Source organism: uncultured Veillonella sp., assembly GCF_963522475.1.
Taxonomy (GTDB): Bacteria; Bacillota; Negativicutes; order Veillonellales; family Veillonellaceae; genus Veillonella.
Genome location: NZ_CAUQYW010000003.1, coordinates 19,898 through 37,277, shown reverse-complemented (window position 1 = coordinate 37,277; position 17,380 = coordinate 19,898). Strand labels below are relative to the sequence as shown.

Annotated in this window: 12 protein-coding genes and 1 tRNA gene; all 13 read left to right on the top strand. The window is 38.9% G+C overall.

The window, feature by feature from the left end; translation table 11 throughout:
• The first annotated feature begins 156 nt into the window (after positions 1–156).
• The 13 genes from RWP19_RS02445 to RWP19_RS02385 all read left to right on the top strand — a co-directional run bounded on the left by RWP19_RS02445 (position 157) and on the right by RWP19_RS02385 (position 17,277).
• Positions 157–1,458, top strand: coding sequence for a replication-associated recombination protein A (locus RWP19_RS02445; protein ID WP_314356332.1), 1,302 nt, complete (start codon positions 157–159; stop codon positions 1,456–1,458).
• A gap of 81 nt (positions 1,459–1,539) precedes the next feature.
• Entirely contained in the window at positions 1,540–4,284 is a 2,745-nt protein-coding gene (locus RWP19_RS02440) for a DNA translocase FtsK 4TM domain-containing protein (RefSeq protein ID WP_314356331.1), read from the top strand.
• Positions 4,285–4,331: 47 nt separating this feature from the next.
• Positions 4,332–4,784, top strand: coding sequence for a helix-turn-helix transcriptional regulator (locus RWP19_RS02435; RefSeq protein ID WP_295208456.1), 453 nt, complete (start codon positions 4,332–4,334; stop codon positions 4,782–4,784).
• A 30-nt stretch (positions 4,785–4,814) separates the two neighbouring features.
• On the top strand, positions 4,815–6,776 hold the full coding sequence (locus tag RWP19_RS02430) for a YgiQ family radical SAM protein (RefSeq protein ID WP_314356330.1): 1,962 nt from the start codon (positions 4,815–4,817) through the stop codon (positions 6,774–6,776).
• Between the two features lie 62 nt (positions 6,777–6,838).
• Positions 6,839–7,876 (top strand): ABC transporter substrate-binding protein, encoded by a 1,038-nt coding sequence (locus RWP19_RS02425; RefSeq protein ID WP_295258104.1) that lies wholly within the window; start codon positions 6,839–6,841, stop codon positions 7,874–7,876.
• A 66-nt stretch (positions 7,877–7,942) separates the two neighbouring features.
• The gene (gene rimO / locus RWP19_RS02420; RefSeq protein WP_314356329.1) at positions 7,943–9,289 is read left to right on the top strand and encodes a 30S ribosomal protein S12 methylthiotransferase RimO; all 1,347 of its coding nucleotides are present in this window, start codon (positions 7,943–7,945) and stop codon (positions 9,287–9,289) included.
• Between the two features lie 37 nt (positions 9,290–9,326).
• Positions 9,327–10,574: a competence/damage-inducible protein A gene (locus tag RWP19_RS02415; protein ID WP_314356328.1), complete on the top strand. Its 1,248-nt coding sequence runs from the start codon at positions 9,327–9,329 to the stop codon at positions 10,572–10,574.
• Positions 10,575–10,578: 4 nt separating this feature from the next.
• A complete protein-coding gene (recA, locus tag RWP19_RS02410; protein ID WP_295258112.1) occupies positions 10,579–11,619 on the top strand; it encodes a recombinase RecA in 1,041 nt (346 codons plus the stop codon).
• 2 nt (positions 11,620–11,621) lie between these two features.
• On the top strand, positions 11,622–12,065 hold the full coding sequence (locus RWP19_RS02405; protein ID WP_314356327.1) for a regulatory protein RecX: 444 nt from the start codon (positions 11,622–11,624) through the stop codon (positions 12,063–12,065).
• A 196-nt stretch (positions 12,066–12,261) separates the two neighbouring features.
• A complete protein-coding gene (rny, locus tag RWP19_RS02400) occupies positions 12,262–13,806 on the top strand; it encodes a ribonuclease Y (protein WP_314356438.1) in 1,545 nt (514 codons plus the stop codon).
• 264 nt (positions 13,807–14,070) lie between these two features.
• Positions 14,071–15,843: a DNA primase gene (dnaG, locus tag RWP19_RS02395; RefSeq protein ID WP_314356326.1), complete on the top strand. Its 1,773-nt coding sequence runs from the start codon at positions 14,071–14,073 to the stop codon at positions 15,841–15,843.
• 25 nt (positions 15,844–15,868) lie between these two features.
• Positions 15,869–17,029, top strand: coding sequence for an RNA polymerase sigma factor RpoD (gene rpoD, locus RWP19_RS02390; protein ID WP_295258119.1), 1,161 nt, complete (start codon positions 15,869–15,871; stop codon positions 17,027–17,029).
• Between the two features lie 173 nt (positions 17,030–17,202).
• Positions 17,203–17,277, top strand: a tRNA-Ile gene (locus RWP19_RS02385).
• Positions 17,278–17,380: the final 103 nt, after the last annotated feature.

Genomic DNA, 17,380 nt, shown 5'->3' with positions numbered 1-17,380 from the left:
GATAGTGTATATCGATGTATGATACTGGTTATAAGTATTCATACTTGAGAGCAATACAGTTTGATGGTCTAACATATTTGATTTATAAAATGAGAACATCAATGGTTTAGAAATGTTGATATTAATAGTTTAGATACTGTGAATTGAGGTGATAGAATGGATAGTTTGTTTGATTTAGAGCCTACAAATACATATGAGCCACTTCCTGTGCGTATGCGTCCTACCAAATTGGATCATTTATATGGTCAAGAGAAGGCCGTAGGGAAGGGGACCTTCTTACGTGCTATGGTAGAGAAGGATACCATACCATCTATGCTTTTTTATGGGCCTTGCGGAACGGGAAAAACTACACTAGCAGGTATTATTGCTAAGGTAAGTAATAGTCATTTTGTAAATTTAAATGCTACCAATGCTGGCATAGGTGAGTTGCGTAATATCATAGAGGATGCTCGTAAGCGCGTACGGTCATTACAACAAAGAACTATATTATTCCTCGATGAAATCCACCGTTTCAATAAAAGCCAACAAGATGTGTTATTGCCTTGTGTAGAAGATGGTACGATTATTCTCATTGGTGCCACCACAGAAAATCCGTTTTTTGAGGTTAATAGACCGCTTTTATCCCGTTTGCGACTCATAACATTGGAGGCTTTGACACCAAAGGCAATTGGTCAAATTTTGCGTCGTGCTATTACAGATGAAGAGGTAGGTCTTGGTAAACGTCGTTTACAAGTAACCGATGAAGTGCTAGAGGATATAGGGATTTTCGTTAATGGCGACGGTCGTATGGCTTTGAATATTTTAGAACAGGCTGCAGCTATGGTACCGGATGAAGGGACTATAACCATAGAGGTTCTTGAGAAAGTTGTGGGACGTCGAATTTACACATATGATAAAAAAGGTGATAGCCACTACGATACAATCTCTGCTTTTATTAAAAGTATGCGTGGTTCTGATGTACAAGCGACGGTGCATTATTTGGCACGTATGATTGAAGCGGGAGAGGATCCTAATTTTATTGCTCGTCGTATCGTAATATGTGCAGCTGAGGATGTAGGCCTTGCAGATCCGCAAGCTTTAATTCTTGCCAATGCAGCAGCTCAAGCAGCTCATATGGTAGGGTTTCCGGAGGCTCGCATCATATTGTCTGAGGCGGCTTGTTATATAGCATTAGCACCGAAAAGTAATTCTGCTTATTTGGCCATCGATGCAGCTATTGCCGATGTGCGTCACAAGGATTGCGGTCAGGTGCCAGATCATTTAAAAGATAGTCATTATAGTGGGGCTAGTAAGTTAGGTCATGGGGACACCTATAAGTATGCCCACAACTATCCAAATGGCTATGTAAAACAACAGTATTTACCAACACCTCTTATGGATGCTACATATTACAATGGTGTTAAAAGAGGTAAAGAAGAGCTGTTACTTAACGATTGGGAGGAACGGCTTAAAAGTTAAGTAAATACTTCGATATATGCTATAATATAATGATAAGTTAATTTTTAATGGTGTTATATAGTAAGGGGTTTGTATAGATTTATGGCAGAAGAAAAAACTTCCACCAAAAAAAGTAATACACGACGAAAGCGAACAAGTACAAAGCAGCAAACTAAGTCTCAAGGGTTTTCCTTACGTAGCGAAGTTAAAGGTTTAATTGTAATTGCCTTTGCAGTTATTTCTTTGCTCGGATTCTTTGGGTTTGAACTCGGTCTTGTAGGTCAGATTTTAACGGGTATATTTCGTTATGGCTTTGGCCTAGGTGGTATTATTCCTTGCCTTGGTGTTTTTTGGATCGGTTGGCGATTATTGTATAAAGGAACATTTATTTCCATTACTAAACGGGGCATTGTAATGACCTTGTTTTTCTTGTTTTTACTAGCTCTCGTTCCATTATGGCGTGTTCCTGAGGGGCAGGAACTGATTACAACACAATTGGCTAATCAAGGTGGTGTTGTAGGTGGTGCCATCGCTACATTCCTTCGTACATTGTTAGGTGAGCTAGGGGCTATTATTTTAGATGTGTTCTTATTATTAGCCTTTGGTATTGTAATTACTCGTTTATCTTTGCGCAGTGGCTTACAGAAGGCAGCGGATAAAACTCAAGTGGGATTAGATGTAGCTAAAGAAGTGGCTGCTGAGAAGGTGGCTGTAGCTAAAGAGGTCTTCGAAGATTGGAACGAACAACGCAAAGAGGCAGCAGAACAACGTAAAGCCTATAACAGGGAAAAGGATACGCGATTTGCTGATGCTGCAGATCAAGCGTTAGATACATTAGAAAAACGTGGTATAACTACCAATAGAGATAATTTTGAAACTAGTACAATTGTAGAGAATGAACCTATGGTAGATACAGTAGCAACTGTGGAATCTCCAAAGGCTCCTACATCTTGGAAAGAATTAGCAGAAATAGAAGCACGCAACCGTGCAGCAGAACAATTGGCGAATATCTCTGAAGATACAGGTGATGTAAAGTCTTATGATGTAGATGATTTCGATCAATTCTCTGATACTAGTAGATCTACCGGTGATGATTATGTATATACTCCAGATGAGGATTACACATATACTCCAGACGAAGGATATACAGATGAGTCTGAAGCAGTAGACAATAAGCATGAGGAACAACCCGAGTTTACATATCAAAATACAACGATTGGTCCATTGGAAACTAATCACGCTGCCATAGCTTCTGCTGTACCTGGAACAGGTGCTGCTGCAAGTTCTGTAAGTGCTGGTGCCGGTATGTCTGGTATGAGTTTACAAGTACCATCTACTATTAGTACTACAGAAGATACAGCACAAGTAGCAGTATCTAAAGATGGTCAAATTCATCGTACCTATGATAGACCTTATCATTTCCCAAGCCTTGATATTTTGGCGAAAGGGAAGGGGAGTCAAAGCAATGGTGAAGAAGTAGCGCACAATGCAATGATGCTTGAAAATGTATTGAGTAACTTTGGTATTACTGCTAAAGTTGTTAATGCTACACAAGGTCCAACTGTTACACGTTATGAAATTGAACCTGCACCTGGTGTAAAGGTTAGTCGTATTGTCAACTTAACTGATGATATTGCCTTAAACTTAGCGGCTCAACATATTCGTATGGAGGCTCCAATCCCTGGTAAATCCGCCATCGGTATTGAGGTTCCTAATAAGACGACAGAGGCCGTTCATTTACGCGATGTTCTTGATTGTAGTGACTTCAAGGACGCTCGTGGAGGTATTCCGGTAGGTCTTGGCAAGGATATTGCAGGCAAGCCTGTTATTACAGACCTTGCGAAGATGCCTCACTTACTCGTAGCAGGTACTACTGGTTCTGGTAAATCTGTATGTGTAAATACGTTGATTTCCAGTATTCTATTTAGTCGTAAACCAGAAGAGGTTAAGCTTTTATTAATTGACCCTAAAATGGTTGAATTATCTATTTACAACGGTATTCCTCATTTGATGGCGCCAGTTGTAACAGATATGAAAAAAGCAGCTGCTGTATTACGTTGGGCTGTTCGTGAGATGGAGGCTCGTTATAAGGCCTTTGCTTCATCTGGTAAACGTGATATTAAGAGCTATAATGAGGCGCACCCTAAGGCGGCTATGCCATTGATCGTATTAATTATCGATGAGTTAGCTGACCTCATGATGACCGCTCCTGATGATATTGAAGAATCTATCAGTCGATTAGCACAAATGGCGCGTGCTGCAGGTATTCACATGGTACTTGCTACTCAACGTCCATCTGTTAACGTTATTACAGGTTCTATTAAGGCCAATGTGCCGAGCCGTATTTCCTTTGCCGTAGGTTCTCAAATTGACTCCCGTACTATCCTCGATATGGCGGGGGCAGAGAAATTGCTTGGTAAAGGGGACATGTTATTTGCCCCAATTGGTGCTAATAAACCGATTCGTGTACAAGGTGCATTCATCTCTGATGATGAAGTAGAACATCTTGTAGAATTTGTAAAAGCTCAACGAGAACCAGAATATGATGATACTGTTACACAAGAGGCTGAAAAGGAAACAGAAAAAGAATCATCTGAAGAAAATGATATTTACCGTGATGAATTATTAGAGCGTGCGGTAAATCTCGTTATGGAATCTGGACAAGCTTCTGTATCTATGTTACAGCGCCGATTCCGAATAGGTTATACTCGTGCGGCTCGCCTTGTAGATACAATGGAAGATCTTAAAATTGTTGGCCCTAGTATGGGTAGTAAGGCTCGAGAAATTTTGATGAGTCCTGAACAGGCTAAGGCACGATATTTCGCAGACTCTACTGATGAGCAATAATTAAATGATTGCGATATAAGTAGTATCTGAGTTAGAAAGGAACGAAAATGGCTGAATTAGGCGAAGAATTACGACGTGAACGAGTAAGACGTAATCTAACCTTTAAAGATGTGGAGCAAGTACTACACATTAAAACAACCTATTTGGAAGCTATCGAAGATGGTAAATATGACATCATTCCTGGGCAGGTCTACGTAAAAGGCTTTATTCGTAATTACGGTAATTATTTAGACCTTGATGGTGATCGCTTGGTGAAAGCCTACCAAAGTCAAGTAGGAGATATAGACACGTTTTCTTTGCGTTCTGTTACGCGGCAGAAGGCACAAGCTACGCCAAATTTGGTGCAAAGTGAATTCGTCGAATATCAAACTTCTAAGAAACGTATGTCCTTAGAAACACGTCAACGAAAACGCCAACGTTCTATCGTACAAGAACGCATTGTTTTAGGTATTATTTTATTCTGTATGGCATTATTTTTACTATGGTTATTCCTTTTCTAATAAAAGGGAAGAAAGGCATTTACTCAATTAATGGATAGATTTTTAGTAACAGAACCTTCGGATATGAAGGAACGTGGTTGGGCCGAATTAGATTTTGTCCTCATTAGTGGGGATGCCTATGTAGACCATCCGTCCTTTGCACCTGCAGTTATTGGCAGATATTTAGAGTCCAAAGGGTATCGTGTAGGCATTATAGATCAACCAGATTGGAATGATGTAGAGGCTTTTAAAAAACTAGGTAAACCGCGTTTGGCATCTCTTGTTACAGCAGGAAATCTAGACTCAATGCTCAATAAATTTACGGCTGCAAAGAAAATCCGTCGTCAAGATGATTATTCTCCAGGAGGGGAAGCTGGACATCGTCCAGATCGGGCCACACTGGTATATGCGAACCGTATGAAGGAGGCTTATAGTGATGTGCCTCTTATTATCGGTGGCATAGAGGCGTCCTTACGCCGGTTTGGTCATTATGATTATTGGTCAGATACTGTGCGTCGTTCTATTTTAGTTGATTCAAAGGCGGATGTACTCATTTATGGTATGGGTGAACTTCAAATTGTAGAATTAGCTGATGCGTTAGATCAAGGTAGATTTAAAGAGTCTTTGCCATCTATTCGTGGTATTTGTTATATGGCCAAGGAAATCCCTACTATAGACTATGTTGAATGTCCGTCTTTTGAGGATATTAAGGCAGATAAGATGGACTTTGCTGATGCATTCCGTATTCAATATGATGAACAAGATCCGTTCTATGGTCGTATTGTTGTACAAAAGCATGGTGATCGATATCTTATCCAAAATACGCCGGCTTTGCCATTGACACAAGACGAAATGGATGGGGTATACAATTTACCATATACTCGTAAATGGCATCCAAAATATGATGACAAGGGTGGTGTACCAGCCCTGAGCGAAGTGCAGTTTAGTCTTGTAAGCCAGCGTGGTTGTTTTGGTAGTTGCTCGTTTTGTGCTATTACAAATCATCAGGGGCGTATCATCCAAAATCGTAGCCATGAGTCCTTAATCGATGAAGCACAAACAATGATTAATATGGATAATTTTAAGGGCTATATTCATGATGTTGGTGGACCTACCGCAAATTTCCGTCATTTAGCTTGTGATAAACAAGCTGTATATGGCGCTTGTAAAGGCCGTACATGTGCAGCACCTGAACCTTGTGAAAATCTTAATACAAACCACGATGACTATATTGCATTACTCCGTAAATTGCGTAAGCTGAAAGGGGTAAAAAAAGTATTTGTTCGTTCTGGTTTGCGTTATGACTATGTTCTAGCAGATAATAATAAAGATTTTGTTCGTGAGCTTTGTGAATTCCATGTAAGTGGGCAACTAAAAGTGGCTCCAGAACATGTTTCTAAACGTGTTACTAATATGATGGGCAAAGCTGGTAAGGAAGAGTTCCTCACTTTTAAATCCTGGTTTGAAGAGGCCAATAAAAAACTTGGTAAGAAGCAATATTTAGTACCATACTTTATGAGCTCTCATCCTGGGTGTGCCTTGGAGGATGCTATTGAATTAGCTGAGTTTCTACGGGATCAACATATGTATCCAGAACAAGTCCAGGACTTTATTCCTACACCAGGGAGCTTATCGACCTGTATGTATTATACGGGGATTAATCCACTAGATGGAAAGCCTGTATATGTAGCAAAAAAAGGTAGAGATAAAGCTAAGCAGCGTGCTTTAATGCAATATAAAAATATTGAAAATTATGACCTTGTAAAAGAGGCGCTCATTGAAGCGAATCGACGTGACTTGATAGGGTTTGGACCTGAATGTTTGATTCCACCACGCCCAATTGGTCGGAATAATCGTATTAGTCAATCTAGTGGTTCTCGTAATGGTGGGAAGACTAATGATCGTCGAAACGGACGTCAGTCTAGTGAGAAGAGTAGTAAAGGGAGACCATCTCGTAATGGTATGACGAAATGTCGTCCATCTAATAGTAATCGAGGACGTGGTAGTCGATAATAATGGAGAATAGCGTTGTCTATTCTGGTTTGGGAATACTTTATGTCTTATAGGAGGCATATATGAAACGATGGATTGCTCCGGGCATTTTAGCCCTTTTTGTAGTAGGGATGTTAACCTATGGCGTCAACTTTTATCATCAAGAACAATTAGAACATGCTAAAGAGCCTGTTCGTGGTGAAATTATAGTTTATACAGACTTGCCGAACAATATAACTACATTGCTTGCTGATCGGTATGAAAATGAAAATAATGTAAAGGTTACAGTTTTACCTCTTACAGAAGAACAAATGGCTCAACGGTCGGCTTCAAATGTAGCTGATACATCTGGTGATTTAGTACTTACTTCAGAAGATAATCTCGTTGTGGGTGCTAATACTGGGAAATATGCACCTATCGTTAATGAGAGAATTGACGAAGTACGAGATAATTTAAAGGATATAAATGGATACTGGGTAGGTCTTTGGTATGATCCTATCGTATTTGTTCAGAATGATACATTCTACAATGGGGTTGGTAAATATATTACTACATGGGATACATTAGGAAAACAAGGTGACTGGTCTATTGTTATGACCGATTTTGTGGCATCCCAAAATGCAGCTAACTTGTTATATAACATGGTGGAATATAGAGGGGAACCGGAGGCGTTGAATTATTTATATAGTTTAAAACCGCATGTAATACAACATGCCAAGTTCTTGTCTACTCCAGTTCGCTTGACAGCTCTTGGTGAGTCTAATATTGGTATAGGTAATCTGTCTGATGCAGCTCAATATACTCGTCATGGATATCCGATTAAGGTTATTTATCCAATGGATGGAACATCTTATTATGTAACTGGAGCCGCAGTATTAAAGAATTCAAAACATAAAGCAGATAGCGTTGAATTTATTAATTGGTTATTATCAATAAAGACTGCAAAATATATGGTTGAAAATAATTTTACTTATATATTCACGAATCCAGAAATGGAAGAGCCAAAAGATTCATTGGGACATGAGCTAATTTTATGGCCTGTGAATGGTGGTTACACGATAGATGGTAAAAAATTACTATTAAATCATTGGGTTAGCCAAGTGCGTTTTCGTAAGGAGTAACTTAGTGATATAGCTCTTGTTATAGAGCATAAATCGAGAAATAATCTAGTTAAGAAAGGATATAGAATGGGTAAGAAATTAGGATATGTTAGCCTAGGTTGTGCTAAAAACTTAGTTGATACTGAAGTAATGTTAGGCTTGTTGAAAGATAATGGCTATACGATTACAGAGGACCTAAGCGAAGCAGATCTTATCGTTGTAAATACCTGTACTTTTATTGAGAAAGCAAAAGCAGAGTCTATCAATACCATACTAGAGGTAGCTCAATATAAAGAAGATGGTACTTGTAAAGGTCTTATTGTCGCAGGTTGTCTAAGTCAACAATATCAGGATGAGCTGTTTAAAGAAATTCCTGAAATTGATGCTTTGATTGGTACAGGTGCATGGGATCAAATTATGGTAGCAGTCGATGCTATTGAGCATGGAAACCGTAGTTGTATTATGGAAAATATTACAAATATCTATGATGAGCGTATGCCACGTATTCAAACAACACCTCGTTATAGTGCGTATGTAAAAATTGCTGAAGGCTGTAATAATGGTTGTACTTTCTGTATTATTCCAAAGGTACGTGGTGCATTCCGCAGTCGTACTATCGAGTCTATTAAGGCCGAAGTGGAAAGATTAGCTACGGCAGGTGTTAAGGAAGTGGTCCTTATTGCTCAGGATACAACTAGTTATGGTATTGACCTCAACGATGGTAAGCCATTGTTGACTACATTACTTAAGGAATTAACTACGGTGGAAGGTATCGAATGGATTCGCATGTTATACCTATATCCAACTTTCTTCTCCGATGAATTGTTAGATCTTATCGTAAATGAGCCTAAACTCTGTAAATATGTGGATATCCCATTACAGCATGTTAATAACGATATCTTAAAGCAAATGAATCGTCGTGATGATCGCAATGATATTGAACGTTTGCTTAAGAAGATTAGAAATGCATCGACCCATATTACATTGCGCACATCTATCATCGTTGGCTTCCCAGGGGAAACAGATGAGCAATTTGAGGAGCTTTGTGAATTTGTAAAAGAAATTAAATTTGATAATATGGGCGTATTTACCTACTCTCAAGAGGAAGGTACACCAGCTGGTGCCCGTGAAGACCAAGTACCAGAAGAGGTTAAAGAAGACCGTTATCATATTCTCATGTCTATTCAAGCCGCTATTTCTGAAGAGAATAACCGCGATTTAGAAGGTACTATTGACTATGCAATGGTAGAAGAAATCGAGGAAGGTGAGAATGGTACATTACTTGCTAAAGGACGCTTGAAGTCTCAAGCACCTGATGTAGACGGTAATATGTACATTGAGGATTGTGGTGAAGCGATTCAACCTGGAGATATTCTTAAAGTACAAGTAGAGCAGGGTTTTGCTTACGACGTAGTAGCTACAGTTGTAGAATAAAACATTGCTCGATACATTCCATTTTGGAGGTGATCTGATGATTGTAGAACTCATTTCTACAGGTTCAGAGTTATTGCTAGGTGATACAGTTAATACTAATGTATCTTGGCTAGCACAAGAATTAAATAAATTAGGATATACCATTGCTCATCAATCTGTGGTAGGCGATAATCCAAAGCGTATGGCGGAGGTATTTCGATTAGCTAGCTCTAGAGCAGAAATCGTTATTAGTACCGGCGGATTAGGACCTACGCAAGGCGATATTACACGAAATGTATTAGCCGACTCTATAGGTAGATCTATTGTATTTAATCAAGAGGCCATGGATGAGGTTAAGCGTTTCTTCGAAAGTGTAAAGCGTACTGTGCCTGACGCAAGTCGTCGAGAAGCACAATTGCCAGAAGGGGCTAAGGTGCTACATAATCCAGTAGGCGTAGCACCAGGTGTAGTCGTTGAGGATGGGGTTACTACATATATTCTTTTGCCAGGACCTCCAGGTGAAATGAAAGGAATGTTTCAAGATAGTGTAGTTCCTTATTTGCAAGAGCGTTATGGGTCGCAAGGTGTTGTTACCTCCTATCGATATGGTGTGTATGATATTCGCGAAATCGATTTGGAAAATACCTTAATGGATCTCGTTAAAAATCAATCAAATCCGACTATAGCGTTATTGATAAAAAAAGGATATATTGAGGTGCGCATCACCGCTAAGGCCGATACCTTAGATGCCGCACATGATATTCTCAATCCTTGGGATGCAATCATCCGAGAACGTTTAGGGTCTCGTGTAGGTCGAGATTTGACGATTTCTATGGAGGAAACGCTCGGTCGTACTTTACTAGAGGAACATAGTACAATTAGTACTGCTGAATCCTGTACAGCTGGTTTAGTTGGTAAATTGCTAACTAATGTGAGTGGTAGTAGCGAGTACTACATGGGTGGTGTTATCTCTTATAGCAATGACGTAAAACATCGTGTATTAGGTGTACCTCAAGATATGCTAGATACATATGGGGCTGTTAGTGAGCAAGTTGCTAAGGCTATGGCAGAAGGGGCTCGAACTGTTGGTCAAACAACATATGCCGTTTCTACAACTGGCATAGCAGGCCCTGGAGGCGGAAGCCTTGAAAAGCCAGTTGGTCTTGTGTGGTTTGGTGTTACCGGACCTTATGGAACAGTGGCACATAAAGCTAATTTAATTGGTAATCGTGAAGATATTAGACAAAGTGCGGCAGAATTAGCACTTTATTATGTGTATACTTATATAACAGAAAAGGGGAAATAAAAGAATGGCTGTAGATGGCAGACAAGCTGCGTTGGATAACGCGTTAAAACAAATTGAAAAAGACTTTGGTAAAGGTGCTATTATGCGTCTTGGTGAAGCAGCAGATCGTATGAACGTAGAGGTTATTTCCTCTGGTTCTCTTGCTATCGATATCGCTGTTGGTGTAGGTGGTTTTCCTCGTGGCCGTGTAATTGAAATCTACGGTCCGGAATCTTCAGGTAAAACAACAGTAGCTCTTCATGCAGTAGCAGAAGCGCAAAAACAAGGTGGTATTGCAGCATTTATTGATGCGGAACATGCGATGGATCCTGTGTATGCTCGTAACTTGGGTGTAGATATTAATAATTTGCTGATTTCACAACCAGATAATGGTGAACAAGCTCTTGAAATTACAGAAGCTCTTGTTCGTAGCGGCGCTGTAGATATCGTCGTAGTCGATTCCGTTGCAGCGTTGGTTCCTAAAGCTGAAATCGATGGCGAAATGGGTGATGCTCATGTAGGTTTACAAGCGCGTTTGATGAGTAAAGCTTTGCGTAAATTGACAGGTATTATCAGCAAATCTAAAACTGTTGTTATTTTTATTAACCAATTGCGTGAAAAAGTTGGTGTCATGTTCGGTAATCCTGAAACTACAACTGGTGGTCGTGCGTTGAAATTCTATTCCTCTGTACGCCTTGATGTTCGCAAAGGTGAACTTATTAAAGTAAACAACGAAAACGTTGGTGCTCGTACAAAAGTTAAAGTTGTTAAAAATAAAGTGGCACCTCCATTTAAAACAGCTGAGTTTGATTTGATGTATGGTGAGGGTATTTCAAAAGCAGGTACCCTTATTGATATCGGTACCAATATGGAAATCATTAACAAATCGGGTGCATGGTATTCCTATAATGGGGAACGTATGGGCCAAGGTAAAGAGGCAGCTAAGCAATATTTGCTAGATAATCCACAAATAGCGGAAGAAATTGATCGTATTATTCGCGATACATTAGCTGTCGGTACTGAAGAAATCGATGTAATCGGTGAAGAAGTAACTGAAGAAGTATAATCATGAGTGATGAAACGATGCAGACTGCTATGGATCAAGCGTATCGCTTCCTAGCTCAACGATTTCTTAGTTCTTATGAACTGACACAAAAAATGAGACGTAAACAAATTGAGGACCCAATCATTGAGCGGGTCCTCGAACGCCTTAGAGATTATGATTACATCAATGATGAACGCTTATCTGAGCAAGTATTAACATACTTGATGAAAGAACAAAAGTATGGCGCCTATTTGATTAAACAGAAGATGAAACTTCGGGGACTTGCAGTACCTCAAGAAATCTCTGCTTACGATGAAGTGAAGGTTGCATACCGCGTAGTAGAGAAAAAATTTGGACCTATTCTCAATGAAGAACGCACTCCTCGTGTAAAAGTATTTAATTTTCTCAAATATAGAGGCTTCTCAACGAGCACTATTCAAGTGGTGTGCAATGATTTTTATGAATAGATAGTGCCTTTTCTGAGGCCTCACTAGGCTTGTAAAATCTTGACAGAACAGGGTTTCAAGTCTAAAATTAATAGGAGCCTTATTTATTTATATGATGATATGGCTAAATGATAATTTAATGCATAAAGGGCATAAAAAGGAGCATGAAAGCTCAATTTTGAGAATTTAAGAGGAGGTGAGACAGATTTTAGAAGATGTGGGACATATTTTAGAGTATTGTATAATTGCAGTGGTAATGGTACTGATTGGACTAGGGGCAGGCTATTTTTTAAGAAAAAATATTGCTGAAGGAAAACTGAATCAAGCTGAACAAGAGGCTGAACGCATCATCGCTAACGGTGAGCGCACAGCTGAGTCTAAAAAGAAAGAGGCTTTATTAGAAGCTAAAGAAGAAATTCATAAGCTCCGTTCCGATGTGGAACGAGAAAATAAAGATCGCCGTTCTGAACTTCAACGTATGGAACGTCGTATTCTTCAAAAAGAAGAATCTTTGGATAAAAAATTAGACAATATTGAGCACAAAGAGGAAGCTTTACATCGCAAAGAAGCTGACTTAGCCCAAAGCCGTGAAAAGATTGAAGTTTTATATGAAAAACAAATGTCAGAATTAGAACGCATTTCTGGCATGACATTTGAAGAAGCTAAGAATATCTTGTTAACGAATGTAGAACAAGAAATTCGTCATGAAACGGCGATTATGGTTAAGGAAATGGAGCAGCAAGCTAAGGATGAAGCGGAGAAAAAAGCGAAAGAAATTATCTCCTCTGCAATCCAACGTTGCGCAGCTGACCATGTAGCGGAAACTACCGTATCCGTAGTGGCATTGCCTAATGATGAAATGAAAGGTCGCATTATTGGTCGTGAAGGCCGCAATATTCGCGCACTTGAAACATTAACAGGTATTGATTTGATTATCGATGATACACCAGAAGCAGTTATTCTTTCCGGTTTCGATCCAATTCGTCGTGAAGTGGCTCGTATTGCTTTGGAAAAATTGATTGTAGATGGCCGTATTCATCCAGCTCGTATTGAAGAAATGGTTGGTAAAGCCCGTAAAGAGGTTGACCAAACTATTAAGGAAGCTGGTGAACAGGCAACATTTGAGGCTGATGTTCATGGCTTGCATCCTGAAATTGTAAAGATTTTAGGTCGTTTGAAGTATCGTACTAGTTACGGTCAGAATGTTTTGAAACATTCTATTGAAGTATCTCATTTAGCAGGATTGATGGCAGCTGAACTAGGCTGTGATGTAACATTGGCTAAACGAGGTGGTTTGATTCATGATATTGGTAAAGCATTGGACCGTGAAATTGAGGGCTCTCATGTTCAAATCGGTGTTGATGTAGCTCGTAAATATCGTGAAGGCGCAGCAGTAATTAACTGCATTGGGGCTCATCATGGTGATGAAGAGTTTCAATCTGTAGAAGCTGTATTAGTAGCAGCTGCTGATGCTATCTCTGCGGCTCGTCCAGGAGCACGTCGAGAAACATTAGAAAACTACTTAAAACGTTTATCTAAATTGGAAGAAATCGCTGAATCCTTCGAGGGTGTTGAAAAATGCTTTGCTATTCAAGCAGGTCGTGAGATTCGCGTTGTAGTAAAACCGGATAAGATTGATGAAGCTGAGTCTACATTACTCGTTCGGAATATCGTAAAACGTATCGAGTCTGAACTCGAATATCCTGGCCAAATTAAGGTCGTAATTATTCGTGAAACTCGTGTTGTAGATTACGCAAAATAATATGCTATAAGCGATAGGTATAGGCTGCAATGAAATCATTGCAGCCTATTATTATCAAAATTTATGTGTATAATACCAGAAGATACGGTGTATAGTAATCATCATGTATTGAATATTAATAATCGTTAATAGATGATGATTCCTATGATTCGTATCAGTTAATATAATCGTTTATCTTGATAGCTGATTAAATTAATATACAAATAGAGGATTTTCTATTTGTATATCGAATTAATATATATATAAGGGAAGGAGGCGCTGGCTATGAGTCGATATTTTGAAAATGAATTGATTGAACAAATCAAAGATGCAAATGATATTGTATCTGTAATATCTGAGCATGTAGCCTTAAAGAAACGGGGCAAGAACTATTGGGGTTGTTGTCCATTTCATAATGAAAAGACGCCGTCCTTTAGTGTTGCCCCTGAAAAGGGCTTTTATTATTGTTTTGGTTGTCATGCGTCGGGGAATGTTATTAAATTTCTTATGGAGCTAGAGCATTTAAGCTTTGTTGAAGTTCTTGAACGACTTGCCAATCGTGCAAATATTCCATTGCCTGAGGCTAAACTTTCACCAGAACAACGAGCTCGAGATGAGCGACGAAAAAAACTATATGAAGCATCAGAATTAGCGGCTACATTTTTCCATAATTGTCTTACTCAAACTTCGATTGGTAAAGTAGGCTTTGATTATTTAAAAAAAAGAGGTCTTACAAAGGAAACCATTGAAAAATTTAAGCTAGGATTTGCTCCAGATGGTTGGGATAAGTTGTATCGGGCCTTTCACAAACGTGGGATTGATGATTCCATTCTCTTGGAATTGAATCTTGTTCGTAAAAATCAAAAAGGCCAGTTTTATGATTTTTTTAGAAACCGTATTATGTTTCCCATTATGGATGGTAAAGGCCGTGTAGTTGCCTTTGGTGGGCGTGTCATGGATGACAGTACACCAAAATATTTAAATTCACCAGAATCGGCTATCTTTGAAAAAGGAAAATTATTATTTGCTTTTGATAAGGCTTATAAATCCATTCGCCAGGAGAGACAAGCTATCCTTGTTGAAGGGTATATGGACGTTATATCTGCCCATAATCATGGTGTTACTAATGTGGTAGCATCCTTGGGGACGGCTTATACACGAGATCATGGGCATATCTTAATGCGGCAGGCTGATGAAATTGTGTTGGCCTATGATATGGATGGAGCTGGACGTCAAGCAGCTGCTAGGGCTATTGAATTATTGCAAAATACAGACTTCAAGGTGCGAGTTCTTGCCATGCCAGATGGTAAAGATCCAGATGATTATGTACGTAATCATGGAGGTCAAGCATTTAAAGACTTAGTGGCTAAAGCGGTTAAGCCTCTTGATTATTTATTAAGTGAGTCCTTAATTAAACATGACACAAATGATACAGAAGGTAAGCAAGCTGTTTTGGCAGATGTATTCCCATATATTGCTAATATAGATAGTCAAACACAAAGGGATGATGCTTTAAAGACATTAGCTTTACCGTTGTGGCTTGATAATAGTAGTATCTTTAGATATTTTAGAGACTATGTAAAAAAAGGTCAAATTGAATTAGTTGATACTGCATCTGCACCGTTACCAACACAGGATTTACCTAAAGGGGATGCAGAAAAATTACTGTCCTTAGCTTTTACAGATGGTGAAGTGTTACAACATATAATGAACTATTTACCATTAGAAGACTTTGAAAAAATTGAATATCGGGGTATAATAGAAAAGATATTCACCTTGTTTAAACAAAAAGGTCGTCTAGATGATACTGATATCCAGTCTATTTTGGAGCCATCTGAGTATGATATTTACTCCAGATTGGTTGTGATGAGTGACGAGGAATATAAGGTGCAAGTGCCTGGATTAATCCGCAAGATAAGAATCCATTCATTGCGTGAACAGTATAAAGCGCATTCAATTATGGCGGATCAACTAAAACGGGCAGGAGATTCGACATTTATTAGCGAATTACATAAGTGTCAGGAAATACAAAACTTGATTAGAGAATGGTCTAAGTAATATATAATGTAAAAAGGAGAGCGCTGTGGCTAAGAAAGTACAAAAAAGTCAAATAGAGGAGATTGTTGAACAACTTCTTGAAAAAGGCCGAAAAAACGGTGTGTTGACACAATCAGAGATTTCAGATGCTCTTCATGAGCAGACTGATCTTACTGCAGAACAATTAGATGATATTTATACTACGTTTGGCAAATTAAATATTGAGGTAGTAGCTGATATAGATAGTGAAGATAGTGATGATCATTCATTAGAGCCAGAAGAGGATGAAGAAGATACTTCCAATGAGAAGAATATCTCTATTGATTTAAGTGTAGATTCTGGCGTTAATATTGATGATCCTGTTCGTATGTACCTCAAGGAAATTGGCCGTGTTCCGTTGCTTTCCGCTGATGAGGAAATTGTTTTAGCTAAGCAAATTGAAGCTGGCGCAGCAGAAGATGCTACTTATAAAGAAATACAACTTGCTAAAAAGGCTAAGAAGAAATTGGTAGATGCTAACTTGCGCTTAGTTGTAAGTATTGCAAAACGCTATGTAGGACGTGGAATGTTATTCTTGGATTTGATTCAAGAAGGTAACTTGGGCCTTATTAAAGCTGTAGATAAGTTTGACTATACCAAGGGTTATAAATTCTCCACATATGCTACATGGTGGATTCGTCAAGCAATTACCCGTGCTATTGCGGACCAAGCTCGTACGATTCGTATTCCAGTACATATGGTAGAAACAATTAATAAATTAATTCGTATTTCCCGACAATTGTTGCAAGATAAAGGTCGTGAACCATTACCAGAGGAAATCGCAGAAGGTATGGGGATTACGGTAGAACGCGTGCGTGAAATTCAAAAAATTGCACAAGAACCAGTATCCTTGGAAACTCCAATTGGTGAAGAGGAAGACTCTCACTTGGGGGACTTCATTGAAGACCAAGATGCTATTGCTCCAGATGATGCAGCTAGCTACATCTTATTACAAGAACAAATTGAAGATGTATTTACATGCCTAACTGATCGTGAGCAACAAGTATTGATTTTGCGATTTGGTTTAAAAGATGGCAAACCTCGTACATTGGAAGAAGTTGGTCAACATTTTAATGTAACGCGTGAACGTATTCGTCAAATTGAAGGTAAAGCTCTTACTAAATTGCGCAATCGTGGAAAACGCGATAAAATTAAAGATTTCTTATAGGATAATGAACCTATTAAGGGTTGTAATACAGTGTTAGAGTACTGTATTGCAGCCCTTTTATGATATAATTATATATAGCAGTAAGATTGAGTATTAATTAAAGAGACCTAGCCTATTTATCTTGACTAATAGTTAGGCTATTCGGTATAATTAATGAGCTAGAAACTAACTGTGGGCCTATAGCTCAGGGGTAGAGCAACCGGCTCATAACCGGTCGGTCCCTGGTTCGATCCCAGGTGGGCCCACCAATTATGTTGATATCTACCGTCCTTGAGAATTCAAGGGCGGTTATTTTTATATGTAATATATTTATTTATAGATGTAACGGTCGTTATTAAGATAGAGACGTAT

Excerpts from the sequence above, each read along its gene's own strand:
- RWP19_RS02440 (WP_314356331.1), top strand. The coding sequence starts at position 1,540 with ATGGCAGAAGAAAAAACTTCCACCAAAAAAAGTAATACACGACGAAAG.
- RWP19_RS02435 (WP_295208456.1), top strand. The coding sequence starts at position 4,332 with ATGGCTGAATTAGGCGAAGAATTACGACGTGAACGAGTAAGACGTAAT.
- RWP19_RS02425 (WP_295258104.1), top strand. The coding sequence starts at position 6,839 with ATGAAACGATGGATTGCTCCGGGCATTTTAGCCCTTTTTGTAGTAGGG.
- recA (WP_295258112.1), top strand. The coding sequence starts at position 10,579 with ATGGCTGTAGATGGCAGACAAGCTGCGTTGGATAACGCGTTAAAACAA.
- RWP19_RS02430 (WP_314356330.1), top strand. The coding sequence starts at position 4,815 with ATGGATAGATTTTTAGTAACAGAACCTTCGGATATGAAGGAACGTGGT.
- dnaG (WP_314356326.1), top strand. The coding sequence starts at position 14,071 with ATGAGTCGATATTTTGAAAATGAATTGATTGAACAAATCAAAGATGCA.
- RWP19_RS02445 (WP_314356332.1), top strand. The coding sequence starts at position 157 with ATGGATAGTTTGTTTGATTTAGAGCCTACAAATACATATGAGCCACTT.
- rimO (WP_314356329.1), top strand. The coding sequence starts at position 7,943 with ATGGGTAAGAAATTAGGATATGTTAGCCTAGGTTGTGCTAAAAACTTA.
- RWP19_RS02405 (WP_314356327.1), top strand. The coding sequence starts at position 11,622 with ATGAGTGATGAAACGATGCAGACTGCTATGGATCAAGCGTATCGCTTC.
- RWP19_RS02415 (WP_314356328.1), top strand. The coding sequence starts at position 9,327 with ATGATTGTAGAACTCATTTCTACAGGTTCAGAGTTATTGCTAGGTGAT.